The organism is Mucilaginibacter sp. OK098, from assembly GCF_900142915.1.
Lineage (GTDB): Bacteria > Bacteroidota > Bacteroidia > Sphingobacteriales > Sphingobacteriaceae > Mucilaginibacter.
The window spans coordinates 1,468,122-1,486,878 of the sequence record NZ_FRCM01000001.1 but is presented as its reverse complement, the minus strand read 5'-3'; the positions used below and the strand labels follow the sequence as shown (position 1 = coordinate 1,486,878).

Below are 18,757 nucleotides of genomic sequence, written 5' to 3'. Positions count from 1 at the left end.
CCTATGAGGTGATGCCGGCTTTGGGTAATTCCAGGTAAAATGTTGTTCCCCGGCCGTCATCACTTGTAAACCAGATCTTGCCGTTATGGGCCTCAATAATTTGTTTACTTATATATAAACCCAGTCCAAAGGGCTGCTCACCACCAGTGCCTTTTCGCCTTGCTGCGGTAAACGGGTCAAATATTTTACTCTGGATCTCAACAGGTATGCCTATACCGGTATCTGTTACTGAAATAATTATGCCGCTGTTGGATTGACTGACTTGAATGTTTATTTCGCAGCCTTCCGGACTGAATTTTATGGCGTTAATTACCAGGTTGTTAATTACGCGCCATAATTTTTCACGATCGCCCTGGATTATTGATCCCTCTGCACTTCCGGCTAAGTTCAGTTGCTGGTCTTTATCTTTTGCCCTGAAACTGAGCAAATGGATACATTGCGTCAGCAGTTCATCCAGGTCGATATTTTCCTTCTTTAAATTTTGTTGGGGGTCAAAATCTGTTTCCAACAATTCATTAATAAGCTCCAGGCAATTTTTGCTCGAAATTTTTACCAGGCTGATCAGTTCCTGCGTATCAGCATTTAACAGATCGCCAGGTTGGATCATTGACGAAATGGTATTGATGGCTCCAATTGGATTCCGCAGGTCATGCGCCACAATTTTAATCAGCCTGGCGTAATTATTATTCATAACTTCCAAAGCCTCTGTTGTTGATTCTGATTGCTTAAACTGTAGACGTAAAGCTTCAGCCGTTCTGCCTGATTTTTTCCAGTTGCGCCATAGTATAACAATGATAACAATCGTCATCACAAACAGCAAGATGACGAGGATTAAAAGATTTTGCTGGTATTTTGATTGTGTTCGGGCCGAACTAAGCTGCTGGTCTTTTAAGGCATATTCAATATAGTCAATTCCTGATGCATTGTCTGTTTGCTCCTGTTCATCATGAAGGATCAACAATTGCTGGCTATAGTGAAACGCCATAGCATTATCCTTTTTGGCTAAATAAAAATCGTATATTTTTTTATTGATGATCTCGGTATAGATCTTAAAACCTTTTTCTTTAGTGATCTGAAGGCCCTGGCTGTAATAGCCTATTGCCTTTGCCGAATCGGTAGCAGCATAAAAGTTACCCAGGTCTATCAGCATATCAAGACTTAAATAGTAAAGATCGCTTTTTATAACATTTGCCACGGTTTGCTGTAATAAGGCTACTCCTTTATCACGCTGCCCGTTTTTTATATAATATTCGGCAGTTAATTGATCTATAGCCAGTAATACACGCTTATCATTGTACTTTGAGGCTATTTGCCTGGCTCTGTCAATATAAACGGGGATAGAGTCCTTATGAATAGAATCCGGATACATCAGCACATAATTATACAAAACCAAAGACATGATGGAATCCCGGCTTAATTTTTTTCCTATGCTAATAGCGGTTTTATAACTGTTAACCGCTTTGGGGTTTTTACCAAGTTCCTGGTAAACAGATGCTATATTCATGATGATCTGCACAACATTTGAGGTATCGTGCATCGTGCTATAAATATTATAGGCATCATTATAATATCTGAGCGACAGCTGCAGATTGCCCTTCATATCGTAAAGTATGCCCAGGTTATTGGCGGCGTCGGCTTTGCCTTTGGTATATTGAAGCCTGTCGGCTATGGCTCGTGCCTTTACTGTATAATAAAAAGTGCTGTCAACATTCTTTTCATAAAGTAAGGTTCCAAGCCTGTTTAATGCATCAACATAGCGTAAACTATCATGTATAAAAGGTAATTGTTGCTGTATTTTCCGGATGCTCGCTAATTGCCCATAACAGATATGGCCCAATAACATCAATAGAATAATGAGCGCGGGCTTTCTTTTCACAGATATAGTTTTAGGTGTACCAAATGTAATTGTGTTCCAGTTATATAAGCATAATTAACGTTAAATGTTTTTATACGCAACACGATATCCGTGGTTGTTTTTTATTTTGATCACTGATGGATTTATTTTTAATAATGATTTTGTTGATTGGGTAACTTTATCATTGTAAGGCAATTTTTCCCTTATTAATACTTATTCCTTCACAATTCCGCAATCCTACTTCCGAAATCCGAAATAAAACAGTAGCTTTGCCCGGCAAATAATAACTCCAAACACATTATTTGCTATGCAATTAGACCCCCAAAAATTTGTCGCCGAAGGATTAACTTATGACGACGTTTTACTCCTCCCGGCTTACTCCGAAGTTTTACCGCGCGATGTTGATACCAGCACCTGGCTTACAAAAAAAATAAGGCTGAATATTCCTATTCTTTCTGCCGCTATGGATACTGTTACCGAATCGGCATTGGCAATTGCAATTGCGCAGGCTGGTGGAATAGGCATTCTTCATAAAAATATGAGCGTGCAGGCGCAGGCCGATGAAGTACGTAAGGTAAAACGCTCAGAAAGTGGGATGATCCAGGACCCGGTAACGCTGCATGAAGCTTCAACAGTTGCTGATGCGGTTAAAATTATGCGCGAATACAGGATAGGCGGGATCCCTATTATTGATGGCGAACACAAGCTTAAAGGAATAATCACCAACCGCGATCTTCGTTTTCAGAAAGAAATGGACCGCCCGGTAAGTGATGTAATGACCAAAGAAAACCTGATCACCGCCCCCCAAGGAACTAATTTGATCCAGGCTGAAGCGATCCTTCAAAATCATAAAATTGAAAAGCTTCCGGTTGTTGATAAGGATGGAATTCTACGCGGATTGATCACTTTTAAAGATATCCAGAAGTTTAAAAACTTCCCAAGCGCCTGTAAGGACGAATTTGGCCGCTTACGCGTTGGTGCAGCTGTTGGAGTGGCTGCCGATAATATCGACCGTGTAAAGGCCCTGGTAACCGCAGGTGTTGATGTTATTACTGTTGATACTGCCCATGGCCACTCAAAAGGGGTTATAGATATGGTTAAGAGCGTTAAAGCCCTTTTTCCTGACTTGCAGGTAATAGCCGGTAACATTGCCACAGGCGAAGCCGCTATAGCGCTTGCTGATGCAGGTGCTGATGCTGTAAAAGTAGGTATTGGTCCGGGTTCAATTTGTACCACCAGGATTGTGGCAGGTGTGGGCGTTCCGCAATTATTTGCGGTATATGAATGCGCAAAAGCTCTTGAGGGCAGGGGAATACCTGTTATTGCTGATGGCGGTATCAAACAGACCGGTGATATTGTTAAAGCTATTGCAGCCGGAGCCAGCTCTATAATGGCAGGGTCATTATTTGCAGGTGTTGAAGAATCACCGGGCGAAACTATTATATACGAAGGCCGTAAGTTTAAATCATACCGCGGAATGGGTTCTGTTGAGGCCATGGACAAAGGCTCAAAAGACCGTTATTTCCAGGATGAAACAGATGTGGTTACCAAATTGGTTCCCGAAGGAATTGTGGGTCGTGTACCATTCAAAGGAAACCTTGCCGAAGTTATTTATCAATATATCGGCGGGTTACGTGCCGGGATGCACTACTGTGGCGCTGCTATAATTGAAGATCTGCAAAAAGCCAAATTTGTACGGATTACAGCGGCCGGTATGAGAGAAAGCCATCCGCATGATGTTACGATAACTAAGGAAGCTCCGAACTATACTCGTTAAGAGGCTAGTTATTGGAGGCTGGAGATCAGTTAGGAATTAAAAAAGAGGTCGTATCATCTTATTTATGATACGGCCTCTTTGTACATTAACTATCAGTGTATTACTTTTTATAGTCCCATCATCACTTCGACTTGTGATTGCTGTTAAACGAATCTCTGAAGATCTTCCATCCGGTTTTTGTTAGTTTCCACAGCTTCAGGTATTTGCCATCGTCCAAAAGTTTTCCGCTGGGTTCAAAAACTTGCCAGGTACCTTCTTCGGTTACGTACTCGTTGCCGTCTCCGTAAATATTGCTGGTCTGGAACTTAACGCCTTTAACTTTGCCATCTGAAAAAGTGTCTTCAAAATCTTTTTTGAGCGCTTTTTTGCCGGATATGGGAGGCATGTTTGGAGATAACAGGCATGCGTCATCTGTATAAAGGTTAACAATAGCTCCATCTTTTTTTTCGAATAGGCTAAAGTAAAGCGCGTTGGTATTTTCAATCGCCTTTTTTATTGTAAGTAAACCAGGGCTGGTAGTAGTTTGAGCCTGGCAATTACCATAAACGAAAAAGAGGATTATGCACACGATTGCTGTTAATTTGTTTTGTTTCATGATTCTTTGATTAATGAATAATTACAGCAAAACTACCCCATTGGAAAACGGCAAAATTGTAAAAAACGGAACAACTCAATTATTAAGGGCAACAAAAAGATCGGTTGAACTTTCCGGAGAGAACCGGGAGGGTGCCAGGCCGGTGAAGAATTTAAAATCCTTTATGAAATGCGACTGATCAAAATAACCACACTTATGGGCGATAGTTGTAAGTGACAGATCTTTGTCTGCAACAAGGTGAAGGGTGTTTTGAAACCGGGCTATTTTACTAAACAGATTGGGAGTAAGACCTGAGTAATTTAAAAATATTTTTTGCAGGTAACGGGATGAAACGCCGTAACGGGATGCAACCGAATTGATATTTTCAAAAAAGTCGTCCCTGGCTAATTCGTGCATAATGCTGTTTACCAGCTTCAACCTGTTGAATTTATTTGCAGAAAGCAAAAGCTTTTGCAATAGAAATTCTTCTAATAATTCAATTCTCCGGTCCAATGATTTGGCTTCCAATAATTTTGAATGCAGTAAGACGGCTTCCTTTCCACCTATATCTTTAAAATCAATTACCTGGTCGTTAAACTGCTCTATTGGCTCATCGAAAAAACAGGCGGCCGTATGCGTAAAGAACCGAATGCCTAACATGGAATGCTTTCCAAAAGAAGCAAATGTGAAGGGGTGAATTGTTTGGCCCCACAATTGAATATCAGGCTGACTTATTAAATCACCATTCTTTATTTGTTGCGGCCCGTCCGATCCGAGGTTGAACATAATCTCGATGAATCCTGACGCGAAAACTTTGTCTTCGGTAAATACAGCCGTATCCGTTTCGCATACAAAATAGCATTGTACGTGATTTTTTAAAAAGCTATTCGGACGGAATTCTTTATAGCGCATACATAACTAATAACTGGCTCAAAATTAAGGTAAAAAAAGGCGAATTTTTAATAGAGGGCAGCAGACTTACGAAGTTTTTAAACGGCATCGCCCTCAACGAGGCAATTAAAAGCAAACACACCGAGTTAAACTTCGTAAGTTTTCGTTTATAAGGAATCGAAGTACAAACCTGCCGCCCCCAATATTCCACTGTTCTCCAGCGCTGATCTTTCTATTTTTAAACGCTCCACGCTTTTAGGATAAACAAGCGTGTTAATGCGTTTCCACATGGTTTTTTCAAAAAAGTCATAAGCTAATTGCACTGATCCGCCTAAAATAATTAACGAGGGATCATAGGTATACATCACCAATTTAATAGCATTGCCCAGGTGTGTGCCCATTTCGGCGTATAGCTTTAATGCCTGCGCATCGCCTTTTTGCGCAGCTTTAAATACATCCTCGCCATTAAGGCCGTAAACATTGTTAAAGAAAGAGCCGCTGCAATAAAACTCATAGTTGTTATCCAAATAATCAACACAACCAAACTCGCCTGCACCACAATTTGGGCCTGCGTATAACTGGTTGTTGATTATTACGCCCGCACCAAGGCCGGTACCAAGCGTTAGCCCGATCATGTTTTTTGCACCTTTGCCTTTGCCAAAATAATGCTCGCCAAGGGCAAAACAATTGGCATCGTTGTTTACAAATACCGGGATCTTGTATTTATCCTCCAATATCTGCTTTAAATGTACTTCCTTCCATGACGGAATATGTACAACATCGTAAACAATACCTAGTTCTACATCAACCACACTTGGCACACCTATGCCTATGGCTTTAACATCTTTGGCAATCAGCTTATCCACTACGTAATAAACATCTTCCAGTACCTGTTCTTCAGTGCCTTTGGTATTAATTCGCCTGGAAGTTATATCAGACATAGCATCACCATTTACTACAGCGCCGCGAATATTTGTGGCACCCAGATCGATGCCAATAATTTTTGTATTTGTCATTTTCAGGCTTTGTCTTTATCGAAAATAGTTTTGTTGGTAATCAGTGGTTTGGCCCAAAAGCCAATGCTCAGCATATAGCCGAAGGTTAAATAAAGAAAGCACATGCCTGCACGTAATCCAAGCGGACCACTCAAACCGCCAATAAGAAGCTGCACAACTGCGCCGCCAATGATCCCTGTTACCAGAATGCCTGCAAATGACCCATGATGCTCATCAACCGAGCTAAGTGCCAACGAAAATATAATTGGGTACATTACCGACATAAAGAACCCCACGATTGAAAATGAGTACAATGAAACCTGTGCGCTTCCGAATAACCCCAAACTAAGAAATATTATTGCGGGAATAGTAAAGATCACTAAAAGCTTGCGGCTGTCCATTATCTTTAATAAAAGTAAGCCCACTATTCCGCCAGCCGTCATTAACCCCCAAAAATAAGCTACCGCGTTTGCTCCTGTTGTCTGTGGATCAAAATGGTGATACTCCTTTAAAAACTCTGACATCCAGTACGATACCCCCTGTTCAGTACCCACATAACAAAATAAGGCGATGAAGTATAAAATAACCACCGGTTTTTTAAAAAGCATTACATGGGTTTTCCATGCGCCTGCTTTTTCGTCATCAGTCAATTCAACCTTAGGGAATTTTGAAAGCAGCATGATCACGAACATGAACAGGCAGATAACCACAAACAACCAGTAAAGAGAGATCCATGACATGTGCGAAGGAACCAGTGGCTGCAATATTGAAAAGATACCCGAATGGCTTTTATTATCGAGGTTTAAAACCATGTATGAATACACCAGCGGACTAAGGAATGATGCCCCGCCAAAAATTAGTTGTGCCAGTACCGATGTAAAAGCATAGTTTTCTTCTCCACCAGCAGTCCTCAATAAGGGATTGATAACCACCTGCAGCATGGCCATGCCACAACCTATTAGAAAGAGGGAGATAACCGCTGTTAAGTAGTTTGGCTCAATAGCTAAAAGAAGGGATCCGAAAAAGGCAACTACAAAAGCGGTGACCATAATGGTCTTCTCGTTATATTTTTGTACGAGCATGCTTGAAGGGATGGACATTACACCATAAGCAATAAAAAAAGCAAAAGGTAAAACCCCGGCCAATACTTTACTTAACTTAAAGTCGGTAATAAAGGAAGGACTTAGAGGCCCGATAATGTTTGTTATAAATGAAATAACAAAAAAGGTAAGCATTATCAGTGCTACAATGTAATAACTGCGTTTCATGGATTTGATTTAATAGCTGGTTAGGGTTGATTGACTTACATATTTAATGTAAATCTTTAGTATTTACAAGTTATTAAAACAATTTAAAAAGTTTGTAGTGGATTTGTTATGCTAAGGGGTAAAATATCCTTTATTTGTGGTGCTTTTTCAGCTTGTTTTGAAAGAAAAAATTGAAAGAATTTGATTTTTAGGAATTTTTACAATTTATTAAAAGCCTAATTTTAAGTGTTTTTGTGAATAACCAGGATGTTAATAACCTGTAAATAACTGTAAAAAAATAATTTGAAATCCCTATGTATCAATATGGTGACTATGGTATAAAATTGTTAAGAACTTGTTAAGAAAAACTAAAAAAAAGTCTTGGTAAATGTTATACAGCACCCTATCTTAGAATCATCAAGAACGACGTACTTTGACAACCTTACAGGATTACAGAATTGAATCGGGCAAACCTTCGGGCGAGCTAAAGATCACGGAAGTGCCTGAGTTACCTGGAAAAGAAATGACGCAAGTCATGGAAAAGAAAGATAATTAAAATAAGGTATTGGTAAAGCCTGCAATTTTTTACGGAGAAAAGCAGAAACCGCCAATGAGCTGAGAGCATCAATTGTTCGCAAGAACGATAGAATGGCAGGTCGGTTAATTTACACAAAACTTGGTGCTTTATGAGCAACTACGGTTGAGCATAGGGTTAGGAAACGGAAGAAGAATCGCAAGAGGACGCTTCCGTTTTCGTTTTATAGCACTTTTTTGACTGCCGGTATTTTCCGGAACCCTTAAAATGGCTAATTTAGCAGGACATGAGTAAGGAAGGTAAAAGTAAGAGTAACGGAAGAGCAAAAATATTTGTTTTAGATACCTCGGTGATCCTGTACGATCATAACGCATTCGAAAATTTCCAGGAACATGATGTAGCCATACCTATCCAGGTACTGGAAGAGCTTGATAACATGAAGAGCGGGAGCGATACCCGTAATTTTGAAGCCCGCAGCTTTATCAGGCTGATGGACGAGATCTCACAAAATCACCTTATTAACCAATGGCTTCCGTTGAAAGGAGAAAATAAAGGAAGCTTTAAGGTAATAATGGACACCAAAACGGCCACCGACGCTGAAGCTGTTTTTGGGTCAGACAAAACCGATCATCGTATTTTGAACGCTGCCCTGGGCCTGCAGGAGGAATGTCCTGATAAAAAAGTGGTATTGGTATCAAAGGATATCTGCCTAAGGTTAAAAGCAAAATCATTAAACCTGTATGCAGAAGATTACGAAACCGGTAAGATAAAAAACCTGGATGAACTGTACACCGGCGAAACTACTTTAAATAAAGTTCCGGAAAAGATCATTAATCAATTAAATAGATCAGAAAGTCTTTCGGCTGGCGATTTTGAGCTGCAGCCGCATACCATAAATCATTTTTACATATTAAATGGAAAAAAGGGATCAATCCCCGGTTTTTATAATTCGCAAACTGCACAATTAGAAAAAATTACCGAACAGCCGGTATTTAATATCCATCCTAAAAACATCGAACAGGCGTTTGCTATCCACGCATTGCTTCACCCGGATATTAAATTGGTTACTATACAGGGTAATGCCGGTACCGGGAAAACATTATTAGCACTTGCCAGCGCTTTAGAACAACGGAAACACTATCGCCAGATCTATGTTACACGCCCAATCGTTCCGCTCAGCAACAAGGATATTGGCTTTTTGCCCGGCGATATTAAATCAAAGATAGACCCATATATGGCGCCTATATGGGATAACCTTAAATTTATTAAAGATCAGTTTGCCGATGATGAAAAAATGCAGGCTAAAATTGATGAGTTGGTTACCAATGATAAAATCTCTATAGCTCCGCTTGCTTTTATCCGTGGCCGTACCCTAAGCAAGATCTTTTTTATTGTAGATGAAGCCCAAAACCTTACCCCGCACGAAGTAAAGACCATTATATCCCGCGCAGGCGAAAACAGCAAATTTGTTTTTACAGGTGATATTTTTCAGATAGATACACCATACCTTGATGCGGAAAGCAACGGATTGTCTTATCTTATTGATAAAGCAAAAGGACATCCCTTGTACGCGCATATAACCCTTCAAAAAGGGGAGCGGAGTGAGCTGGCGAATTTGGCTAATGAATTATTATAATACTACCGCGAGTTTAACGAAGTGTAACTCGTGGTATAGCATTGCTGAAGCTTTCAGCTTCACAGGATAATTAAATGGGTATGAAATTAGCCTGATTTAAAAATGGCTTTTCTTTGTAAGCTGAAAGCTTACTATATGCCGCACCACGAGTTACGCTAATCGCTAAACTCGCGACAGCGATGAAAAATCTTTAGTTAATAAGAAGCTTATCTACAGGTTGGTATCAAGGATAATTCTAATATTATTTTGCATACCGTCTGGTCCTTACTAACTCTACTTCTTTAGTAATTTCATCCAGTGAAGGAACTGATTTGGTTTTGGCTCGTAATTTTTTTAGAATTGTTTCAAATCCATTTTTGGGGATATCTTGAATTGCAATGAGATTTAGGTCCGCCAAATCCTTTAATAGCCTTGCAGCTTTAGGATTTAATATGTCAACTCTTATTGTATTCATCGTAATCAAATTTAAGGAAACAAACGTTAAATGGGATTATTTTATTAAAAATAGTTGCAGCTACTATGAACAATGAACCATCAACTATGAACTAACTCACAATACTATCCGTCACCCTCGCTATATCCGTACTTATCTTATTAATAAATCCTAATTGCTCTTTTAGTAACAAATCATCCGAAGAAACAGCTTTGGGTTCACTTTCAACAGCAGATAGAGTTTTTAATGAACCTATCTCCACAACATCACCGTCCAATTTTTTGTTACAATCATTAAGAATAGCGATACTCTTTTTTATCAATTTAAGGTTTTCTACCGGGGCCCTATGTAATGCTTTGGAGGCCACTGATGATGCAATGGTTGCTATATACGAGGATAAAATATGGTTCAGCACTACAAACTTATGCACTTCTTTTATCTTCCGTTGCTTGCTTTTAGGCTCGGATGTCATTCGTTCAAATGCAGCTGATAAGTTGGCTGACTTTACATAAACATCCTTACGGGCAAGCTTATATTCAATGGTGCTAACCTCCCGGCCCAAAATACTTTCGGCAATTTTTGCCAGGTAGCTGACATTGGCATTGATCACTTCGCGCAGGTTTTGCTGGATCTGCTCGAACTCCCAGCTGGGGAAGATAAGATAACTGGCTATAAAGGCAATTGATGACCCTATGATGGTATCAATTATCCTTTCCTTAACAACAAGCCCCACACCTAAAAATTTAAACAGGATCAGCACATAGGGCGTCATAAAAATAACACTTACCACATAGTTTAACCTCAGGAAGCTATAGGTGCCTATCATCAGAATAATCAGCAATATAAATTGTGCGTCCTTATCCGGAATGAAAAGTAAAACAGCTATCCCGCCAATGCCGCCCGCTATGGTGCCGATAAGACGCTGATAATTGCGCTGTTTTGATAAGCTGAAACCGGGTTTTAAAATAACTATGATAGTTAACAGCACCCAATAGCTGTGATGCCCCAGGGCAATATACTTGGCGGTTACAAAACCTATTAAACATACCAGCGATACCCTTAGAGAATGCTTAAAGGCTGTGGAATTGAATGAAAAATTATCGAAAAATATATGCGGGGCATAGTCCTGCCGGGTTACAAACTTTGAGTACTCGCTATTGTCATTATCATTCTTTTCAACCAGGATCTCGGCTGATTTTGAGCTGTAATAGTTGTAAATGCTTTTTATCCGTTCATTTAAGTCACGCAGGTTTATCAGTATTTTTTTTAGGGCGATGTTGCTTATACCCTGTTCATTTGCGCCAATCTCATCAATTCTTAGCTTCAATTTTTCAAGCCCTGTATTAAAATCAGGTTTATGCTTATTGCGTTTGTTTGATAAAACCATGTAAGCAATATTATCAAGCTCATCAGCCATTTCCTGCAGCAGGTCGGCTATTTGTTTTAAAACCCCGGTAGCTTTAAATTTTTCGCGGATCTGGCCATAATCATAATGGGTGGCCATTATTTGCTCAAACATATCAACAAGGTCAACAAAGGTCAAAACCATTATCCGGCTCGGGTTTGTTGATTCCTTTACCATTATCCTGCTTTTAAAAAGCAGCTCGCGCACGGCATCCTGGTGCTGACTCACCTTTACTTGCTGTGATACCAGCTTGCGATAATTTTCATCAATATCCGTATCTGATAAATAAAAATCAGCTTTTATCCTTACAAATTTGGCAATGTCGGCTATGCTTTCGCCTAATGTTTGTTGTGCTGCGCGATAAGGCCTGATGCCGAAAAATATAAGACTGAACAATAAATACCAGATCCCGCCCGCTAAAATGATAAGGCTCAGTGTTAAAACTTCATTGGGCTTTGCTTCCTTGTCCATCATGAAGATCATAATCAACAGAGCGCAGGTTCCTATCGATGCGGCCCGGTTACCATATACGGTAAACATGGAGAACAAAAAGGAAAGTAGCGTGATCTCAATGCCTAAGGTAAACACATTCAACCTGGCAAAGCCGGTAATAACGGCAACTATAAAAAGGAACAGGTTGCCAATAGCCATGGCATTGCGCTTATGGTATAATGGCCCCGGACTATCAATGGTACAGATACATAAAGCGCCTAATGACATGGTGATACCCGTATCAAAATGATTTAGCTGCATTAATAAAAGGGAAGGAAACAGAATGCCGATTGTCATTCTTAAACCGTCAGAAAAATACTGGCTGTAAAAAAAGCTTTTTATCTCCCTGGTATCTATTTTCATCCTTATAATTTGTTTTTTTTATGGCGATGAAGCTATCATGAGCAATTTTAGTTTACTCTTTTTCTGGATGACGGTTTCATAAATGCTTTTTTAGGGCTTAAATAAGTATGCAAATTTAAAAAAATTAAATTATAAAGGCTTATTTTAGCAAATATTGCATTAATAATAGTTAACCATTATTAATTACTCATTATTTGCTAATTTTATGCGTCGGATATTTAATGTAAGAACTGAAAATAAAAACAGGACTTTAAATCATTTTATCTGCGCCAACTGTTATATAACCAATTATATTAAACTTATTTTTTATCCAATAGCTATATGCCATCTACGTTAAAACTCAGTCAAAGAGAAACAGCTTTTAATAATGAAGTTGTAACCCGTTTTGAGTTGTATAACAGTTTATTTCAAACACTGCCTTTTTACCAGGTAAAGGATACCGGGATCTTATTGCCTTTTTTTAGCTCGCATTGCGAAAAAGAAGCAAATAAGCAATTATCCCCGGCAGAGATTATCGAATCGTTCTTCAAAAAGTATGTTCCGGATATTGAGCACAGGGAACAGATCAACCGCATGTTTCGCTTTATTCAATATATTGAGCGGCAGGTGGTGTTGTTTGATGCAATTGAAGATTCATCATTCAGTAAAATAGGACGCGAAGATGAAACCGGCACTATGCAAAGCCTGCTGCAACAAGCCGCGGTAAGTGAGGAGCAACGGACAAATATTGGTAAAAAGCTGGATGATTTCTCGTTAAGATTGGTACTTACCGCGCATCCAACCCAGTTTTACCCCGGCTCGGTACTGGGTATAATGACTGACCTGATTGAAGCACTAAAAACCAATGATATAAATACCATTGATGTTTTATTACAGCAGCTTGGTAAAACGCCATTCTTTAATAAAACATCGCCAACACCGTTTGATGAAGCGGTGAGTTTGGCCTGGTTTCTTGAAAATATATTTTACCATGCAGTGTCGGGCATTCAATCAAAACTGGAAGATGAGTTTGAGTTGGATACCCAAAGAATTAACCAATTGCTGGAACTAGGCTTTTGGCCGGGCGGCGATAGAGATGGCAACCCAAATGTAACCGCAGAAATTACAAAAGCTGTATCCGGATTTTTAAGGCAAAGGGTTTTCAGAGCTTATTACAGAGATTTCAGGGTGTTAAAACGCCGGATAACTTTCAGGGGGGTAGAGAAGTCAATGGTTACCCTTGAAAAGCTGATCTATGACAATGCTTACAGTAAGCAGGAGCCTAAGAACGTTCAGGCGGAAATATTGGCTGTCCTCAGTTCCATAAGGCAAACACTTATTGCTGAACACGATAGCCTTTTTGTAAAAGTGGTGGATGACCTGATTAAAAAGGTTAGGTTGTTTGGCTGTTATTTTGCTACGCTGGATATCAGGCAGGATAGTCGCGTTCTTCGAAATGTATTTAATTATACGGTTCATCAAGTTCCTGCAGAAACCGGGATTGTAAAGGGATATGAAAGTTTTGATGAGCCTGAAAAACTGCAAAAGTTAACATTTAATAAAACTGATTTTCATTGCCCTGATGATGCCGATAAATTAATTTGCGATACGCTGAACACCATCAGGCTAATGAAGCAAATTCAGCATACCAATGGCGAAAAGGCTTGTCAGCGTTTTATTATCAGCAATTGTCAGCAAGCGTCAGATATCTTACAGTTAATTGATCTGTTTTTATGGAGCGGATGGGATAAGGATAACCTGAGTGTTGATTTTATGCCGTTGTTTGAAACGGTGAACGATCTTACACATGCTGCCGAAGTAATGGAACGCCTGTACACACATCCGTTTTATAAAGAACATTTACAAAAAAGAGGGAACCTGCAATCAATTATGCTTGGTTTCTCTGATAGTACAAAAGATGGCGGCTATTTAATGGCCAACTGGTCGATCTATAAAGCTAAAGTCGAACTTACTGCAATGGCCCGCAAATATGGGGTAGCACTTGCCTTTTTTGATGGCAGGGGAGGCCCACCGGCGCGTGGCGGTGGCAAAACCCATCGTTTTTATGCCTCAATGGGCGAGGAGATTGCCAATGAGCATATCCAGCTAACTATCCAGGGACAAACCGTTAGTTCACAATACGGCTCTGTTGAAACTGCCCGTTTTAATATGGAGCAGTTGATCAATGCCGGTATCATTTCAGCCCTTCATCCAAACAGGAACGACCTATTAGACAAAAGGCATAAAGAACTGATCTCAAAAATGGCTGATGAAAGCTATAAACTGTTCATTGCCTTGCGTCAGCATCCTTTATTTGTTGAATATTTAGAAAAATTTAGTCCGCTGAAATTATTGTCGCACATTAACATTAGCAGCAGGCCAACCAAGCGCAATACCGATGCTTCGCTAAAGCTGGAAGACCTGCGGGCTATAAGCTTTGTAACCTCATGGAGCCAGCTTAAACAAAGCATTCCCGGCTTTTATGGCGTTGGCACAGCATTAAGCAAGATGAAAGAAAACGGGCATTGGGATGAGATAAAAGAATTGTACACTAAGTCGGGTTTCTTTAAAACAATGGTTGATAACTGCACCATGTCAATGTCTAAATCTGATTTCAGGGTTACAGCTTATTTGGAGAATGATGAGAAATTCGGGTCGTTCTGGACAATGCTTAAGGATGAATTTGAACTTACCAAAGCTATGTTGCTTGAGCTTACCGGTAGCGAGGTGTTAATGCAGGAGTATCCTGTTGAGCGCCGCTCAATTGCCATCCGCGAAAAAATTGTATTGCCACTGGTTATTATGCAGCACTATGCGTTACAATGTTTAAATGATTGTAACGACGAGGAGCTGATCAAAATTTATAATAAGCTGGTGATCCGAACGGTTTACGGTATAGTAAATGCAGGGCGGAATTTGGCGTAATACAAAGAGACTTACGAAGTTTTTAAAACTTCGTAAGTCTGACCTTTACACTTATTTTTCTTTCGGATTTTCGCTTTTCGGACTTTACTGACTATATTCAAACCAGATACCTGTTTATTTGTTATAGCCTGTATATACTTAACCACTTAAAATGAAGAACGTAATTTACCTGTTATCAGGGGTGATGATTTTGCTTTGTGCTCAAGCATGCCAGGACAAAAAAAGTAAGAATTATAACCAGGGCCAGGATGAACAGGAGGGTGTTGTATTTATAAAAAGTGGTATTGAAGGTGGCCTTACCGAAATAAAAGCATCCGGTTTAGCTATAACAAACTCAAATAATCAGAAAGTTATCGACCTTGCGAAAATGATGATTGACGATCATACAAAAACTGGTGAGGAACTTAAGCAACTGGAAACTGATAAAAAAATTACAGAAACAGATACCATTAACAGTGCACATCAGCAAATGATCAATGATCTCTCAAAAAAGTCAGGGAAGGCATTTGATAAAATGTATCTGCAAATGATGGTTGCTGATCATGAAGAAGCGGTAAAACTATTTACCAATGCCAGCTCAAATTCTGATAATAAAATAAAAAAGGTAGCCTCGCAAAATTTACCAACCATAAAGATACACCTGGATTCGGCAAATGCCATTTGTATTGCATTAAAGTAGAGACGTACTATTTTTGTCTGATACTTTAACTGCAAAATTCTTATATAAGCTTGTATATTTGGCCGATTAAAATATCCGGATAGTTCATTAATGAAGAAAAACTTTTTTATAGCCTTTGAAGGCATTGACGGTAGCGGCAAAAGCACCCAGGTTAAATTATTAAAAGAAAAGCTTGAAGCAGCGGGATTAAAAGTTTATACTACCTGTGAACCTACCGAGAGCCCGATGGGCAAAATGATAAGGGATATATTCAGTCACAAGATTGAGGCAGATCACAGAACCATTGCCGCATTGTTTGTTGCCGACAGGTTAGACCACCTGCTAAACAAAACCAACGGAATTTTAAAGATGCTTGAAGATGGGTATACGGTAATAACCGACAGGTATTACCTATCATCATACGCTTACCAAAGCCCATATATGGATCTGAACTGGGTGATTCAGGCTAACTCTTTAAGTGCCGGGTTATTACGGCCAGATCTGAACATATACATTGATATCTCACCCGAAATAAGCATTGAGCGCCTTAATAAAGGACGAACCTCTATTGAACTTTACGAAACTCTTGATAACTTAAAGAATGTGCGGGGTAAGTATTTCGAGATTATTGAATTGCTGAAAGATGAGGAGAAGGTTTTTGTTACGGATGGAAATAAAAATCCCGAAGCAATAGCTATCGGGATTTGGGATAAAATATCAAGTCAGTTCCTGTAAGGAACTATAATAAAATTTGCTTTTTAGCGATTTTTAAACACAGGATGCTGCGGAGCTTTAACCTTAACAGGTACAGGTGTATAAGCGGGCCTTAAGTTAAATAATTTAGCTATAAGCTTATTGATTTTATTTCCTGCTTCTGAAGATAAGATGCCGTTCCCTATTAAAAAGTTGATTAGTGAATTCCTATTCATGTTAATTAATATTAGTAATTATATCTATCAAACGTATTCTCTTCCTCAAAATTATAAATAATTACGAGAATTCAAAATATATTTAATGTCATTTTAAATAATAAGACGTTTTATTGTCAATTGTTTAATTAATTACTGAATAGTTTAATGCTTAAAATAATTTAAGCTGTTGTTGCATTGGCGGTTTGGCTTTACCCAAAACCGTGCGGCCACCATACTTCCATGAGTTATTTCTTTCTTCCTCTATAACTTTATTGAAATTAGCGTTTGGGATAAAATCTTTCTCGGCCCTTTGTGCTACCTGGGTTAAGCGTTTAATGGCTTCATTCTTTTCATTTAAACCTAATTTGGCTTTATGAATTGCTGTTTGCAATATGCCAATAGTTTCGTCATATACTTTTGTGGGGACCGGGAAAGGGTGGCCGTCTTTACCTCCGTGGGCAAATGAAAACCTTGCCGGGTCTTTAAATCGTGATGGTGTACCATGGATCACCTCGCTAACCAATGCTAATGATTGAAGCGTACGCGGCCCTAAACCTTGTAATTGCAGCAGCCCTTCAAAATCTTTTGGCTGTTTTTCATGTGCCAGCCATAAAACTGCCCCGAGTCTTTTCAAATCAACATCTTTAGCTCTCACATCATGATGGTTTGGCATGGTTAGCTTGCCAATCTCTTTAAGCATATGGTCAGGGTTTTCGCCTGCAATTTGCATAATGCCTTTTCGCGAAGCATCGGCCTGCTTATCGGCCATGTTTAAAATGCTGCCGGTATTTTGCCCGTAAATAAAAGTATGCGGATCATCCACAAATGAGGTAAGCTGTTCCGAATGCCAGTGATAACGCCTTGCCGTTTTGCTTTCGGCGCTCATTCCCTGTTGCACAACGGCCCATTTGCCGCTGCTGCTTAATATAAAATTATGAGTGTACAATTGAAAGCCATCCTGGATGGCAGTATTATCTACCTTTGCGCTCAGTTTACTGCATTTTACGAGGTGATTACCGTTGAGCCCTGTTGTTTCACTGATCCTCATTAACTCATCAGGGGTTTGCAGTGAGTGTTTACCTTTTCCACCACAAATATAAATACCCAGTTCTTTGCTATGCGGATTTACAGATCGCTTCAGCGCACCCATAACCGATGTTGTAATGCCGGAGGAATGCCAATCCATCCCCATAACCGCACCAAGACTCTGGAACCAGAAGGGATCACTTAAACGACTTAAAACTTCGTCTTTGCCATAATCAAGCACAATATTTTCCACCACAGCCAGGCCCAGCTTCGCCATCCGTTCAGCAAGCCAAACAGGTACGTAGCCATAATGCAAAGGTAAATCCGCACTTCCTGATCGCTTCATGCTAACAAAGTTAGCAAATTATTATGAATTAATAATGGTATAGTTATTTAGGAGGCTCCGCTGGAGCCAATGATTTATGCCGTTTTTTTTCTATAAACACGATACTCCTAACAGAGTGTGGATCCATTTATAATAGATTGAGAACTCTCTCGGCTTTTAGACTCCATCGGAGTCGCCTGTTTATAGAAGCAAAACTATCTCAACGAATCAAACCCATATTTTACATCATTCCAAAATTCATCCAATGCAATTATCCGGGGTTTAAAAAAGGAAATTAACGCAGGCCAGTCGGCTTTGTTGAAAATACTTACGCCATCAATCTGCTTATAGATACGACTGATGCTTTTACCAGATTCGTCAATTCCATGCAGTTCCCATTCCCAGGTTTCATCAAGCGTAGCATGCAGTATGTTTTTAAATTCCTTAAACTGTTCGAAAAATAATTCCTGGATCCCGGGATCTGAATGCGTAAGCTCAATGGCTATCGAAGCAGACCGCTTATCGGCCTGCATTTTAAAGTAAACATGTTTTATCCCGGTTTTATAATTAACCCAGTTTACCCGTAACCCTTCTGCAGATAGCTGCGGAGAAATGTACTGGCCAAAGGTGGTCCAGAATTGTTGCTTAAGCTGCGATGCTTCGTCTTTACTGTACATTGAGGGTTAGAGAGTCAAGAATCAAGAGGTCAAGAATCAAGAGAAATATTGGT

Annotated in this window: 15 protein-coding genes; 5 read left to right on the top strand and 10 right to left on the bottom strand. The window is 39.6% G+C overall.

From position 1 onward, the window contains the following. Position 1 precedes the first annotated feature (1 nt). On the bottom strand, positions 2-1,876 hold the full coding sequence (locus BUE31_RS06105; protein WP_143167023.1) for a tetratricopeptide repeat-containing sensor histidine kinase: 1,875 nt from the start codon (positions 1,874-1,876) through the stop codon (positions 2-4). A gap of 286 nt (positions 1,877-2,162) precedes the next feature. Between BUE31_RS06105 and guaB the strand changes: the two genes are divergently transcribed. Beyond that, the gene (gene guaB / locus BUE31_RS06100; RefSeq protein ID WP_073401196.1) at positions 2,163-3,632 is read left to right on the top strand and encodes an IMP dehydrogenase; all 1,470 of its coding nucleotides are present in this window, start codon (positions 2,163-2,165) and stop codon (positions 3,630-3,632) included. A gap of 121 nt (positions 3,633-3,753) precedes the next feature. Here the strand turns inward: guaB and BUE31_RS06095 are convergent, their stop codons facing one another. From BUE31_RS06095 to BUE31_RS06080, 4 genes are all read right to left on the bottom strand, one after another. Then, positions 3,754-4,227, bottom strand: a complete 474-nt coding sequence (locus BUE31_RS06095) for a YybH family protein (protein WP_073401194.1) — start codon at positions 4,225-4,227, stop codon at positions 3,754-3,756. A gap of 75 nt (positions 4,228-4,302) precedes the next feature. Beyond that, positions 4,303-5,118 carry a helix-turn-helix domain-containing protein gene (locus tag BUE31_RS06090; protein ID WP_073401192.1) on the bottom strand — a complete coding sequence of 272 codons (816 nt, stop codon included), beginning with the start codon at positions 5,116-5,118 and terminating at the stop codon, positions 4,303-4,305. 146 nt (positions 5,119-5,264) lie between these two features. Continuing rightward, positions 5,265-6,113, bottom strand: a complete 849-nt coding sequence (locus BUE31_RS06085; RefSeq protein ID WP_073401190.1) for an ROK family protein — start codon at positions 6,111-6,113, stop codon at positions 5,265-5,267. 2 nt (positions 6,114-6,115) lie between these two features. Further along, entirely contained in the window at positions 6,116-7,360 is a 1,245-nt protein-coding gene (locus tag BUE31_RS06080; RefSeq protein ID WP_073401188.1) for a sugar MFS transporter, read from the bottom strand. An 800-nt stretch (positions 7,361-8,160) separates the two neighbouring features. Between BUE31_RS06080 and BUE31_RS06075 the strand changes: the two genes are divergently transcribed. Then, a complete protein-coding gene (locus BUE31_RS06075) occupies positions 8,161-9,510 on the top strand; it encodes a PhoH family protein (RefSeq protein ID WP_073401177.1) in 1,350 nt (449 codons plus the stop codon). Positions 9,511-9,751: 241 nt separating this feature from the next. Here the strand turns inward: BUE31_RS06075 and BUE31_RS06070 are convergent, their stop codons facing one another. Next, on the bottom strand, positions 9,752-9,964 hold the full coding sequence (locus BUE31_RS06070; RefSeq protein WP_073401175.1) for a hypothetical protein: 213 nt from the start codon (positions 9,962-9,964) through the stop codon (positions 9,752-9,754). A 91-nt stretch (positions 9,965-10,055) separates the two neighbouring features. Next, positions 10,056-12,203: an FUSC family membrane protein gene (locus BUE31_RS06065; protein WP_073401173.1), complete on the bottom strand. Its 2,148-nt coding sequence runs from the start codon at positions 12,201-12,203 to the stop codon at positions 10,056-10,058. A 321-nt stretch (positions 12,204-12,524) separates the two neighbouring features. On the opposite strand from BUE31_RS06065, the gene BUE31_RS06060 reads away from it, so the two are divergent. The 3 genes from BUE31_RS06060 (at position 12,525) to tmk (ending at position 16,500) form a co-directional block, all read left to right on the top strand. Then, entirely contained in the window at positions 12,525-15,107 is a 2,583-nt protein-coding gene (locus tag BUE31_RS06060; protein WP_073401171.1) for a phosphoenolpyruvate carboxylase, read from the top strand. A 151-nt stretch (positions 15,108-15,258) separates the two neighbouring features. Then, entirely contained in the window at positions 15,259-15,786 is a 528-nt protein-coding gene (locus tag BUE31_RS06055; RefSeq protein WP_073401169.1) for a DUF4142 domain-containing protein, read from the top strand. A gap of 90 nt (positions 15,787-15,876) precedes the next feature. Further along, positions 15,877-16,500, top strand: a complete 624-nt coding sequence (gene tmk, locus BUE31_RS06050) for a dTMP kinase (RefSeq protein ID WP_073401167.1) — start codon at positions 15,877-15,879, stop codon at positions 16,498-16,500. 23 nt (positions 16,501-16,523) lie between these two features. Here the strand turns inward: tmk and BUE31_RS30955 are convergent, their stop codons facing one another. The 3 genes from BUE31_RS30955 to BUE31_RS06040 all read right to left on the bottom strand — a co-directional run bounded on the left by BUE31_RS30955 (position 16,524) and on the right by BUE31_RS06040 (position 18,704). After that, positions 16,524-16,694 (bottom strand): hypothetical protein, encoded by a 171-nt coding sequence (locus BUE31_RS30955; RefSeq protein ID WP_159440640.1) that lies wholly within the window; start codon positions 16,692-16,694, stop codon positions 16,524-16,526. A gap of 151 nt (positions 16,695-16,845) precedes the next feature. Beyond that, positions 16,846-18,048 (bottom strand): DUF763 domain-containing protein, encoded by a 1,203-nt coding sequence (locus BUE31_RS06045; RefSeq protein ID WP_073401165.1) that lies wholly within the window; start codon positions 18,046-18,048, stop codon positions 16,846-16,848. A 194-nt stretch (positions 18,049-18,242) separates the two neighbouring features. Further along, entirely contained in the window at positions 18,243-18,704 is a 462-nt protein-coding gene (locus BUE31_RS06040; protein ID WP_073401163.1) for a DUF4268 domain-containing protein, read from the bottom strand. Positions 18,705-18,757: the final 53 nt, after the last annotated feature.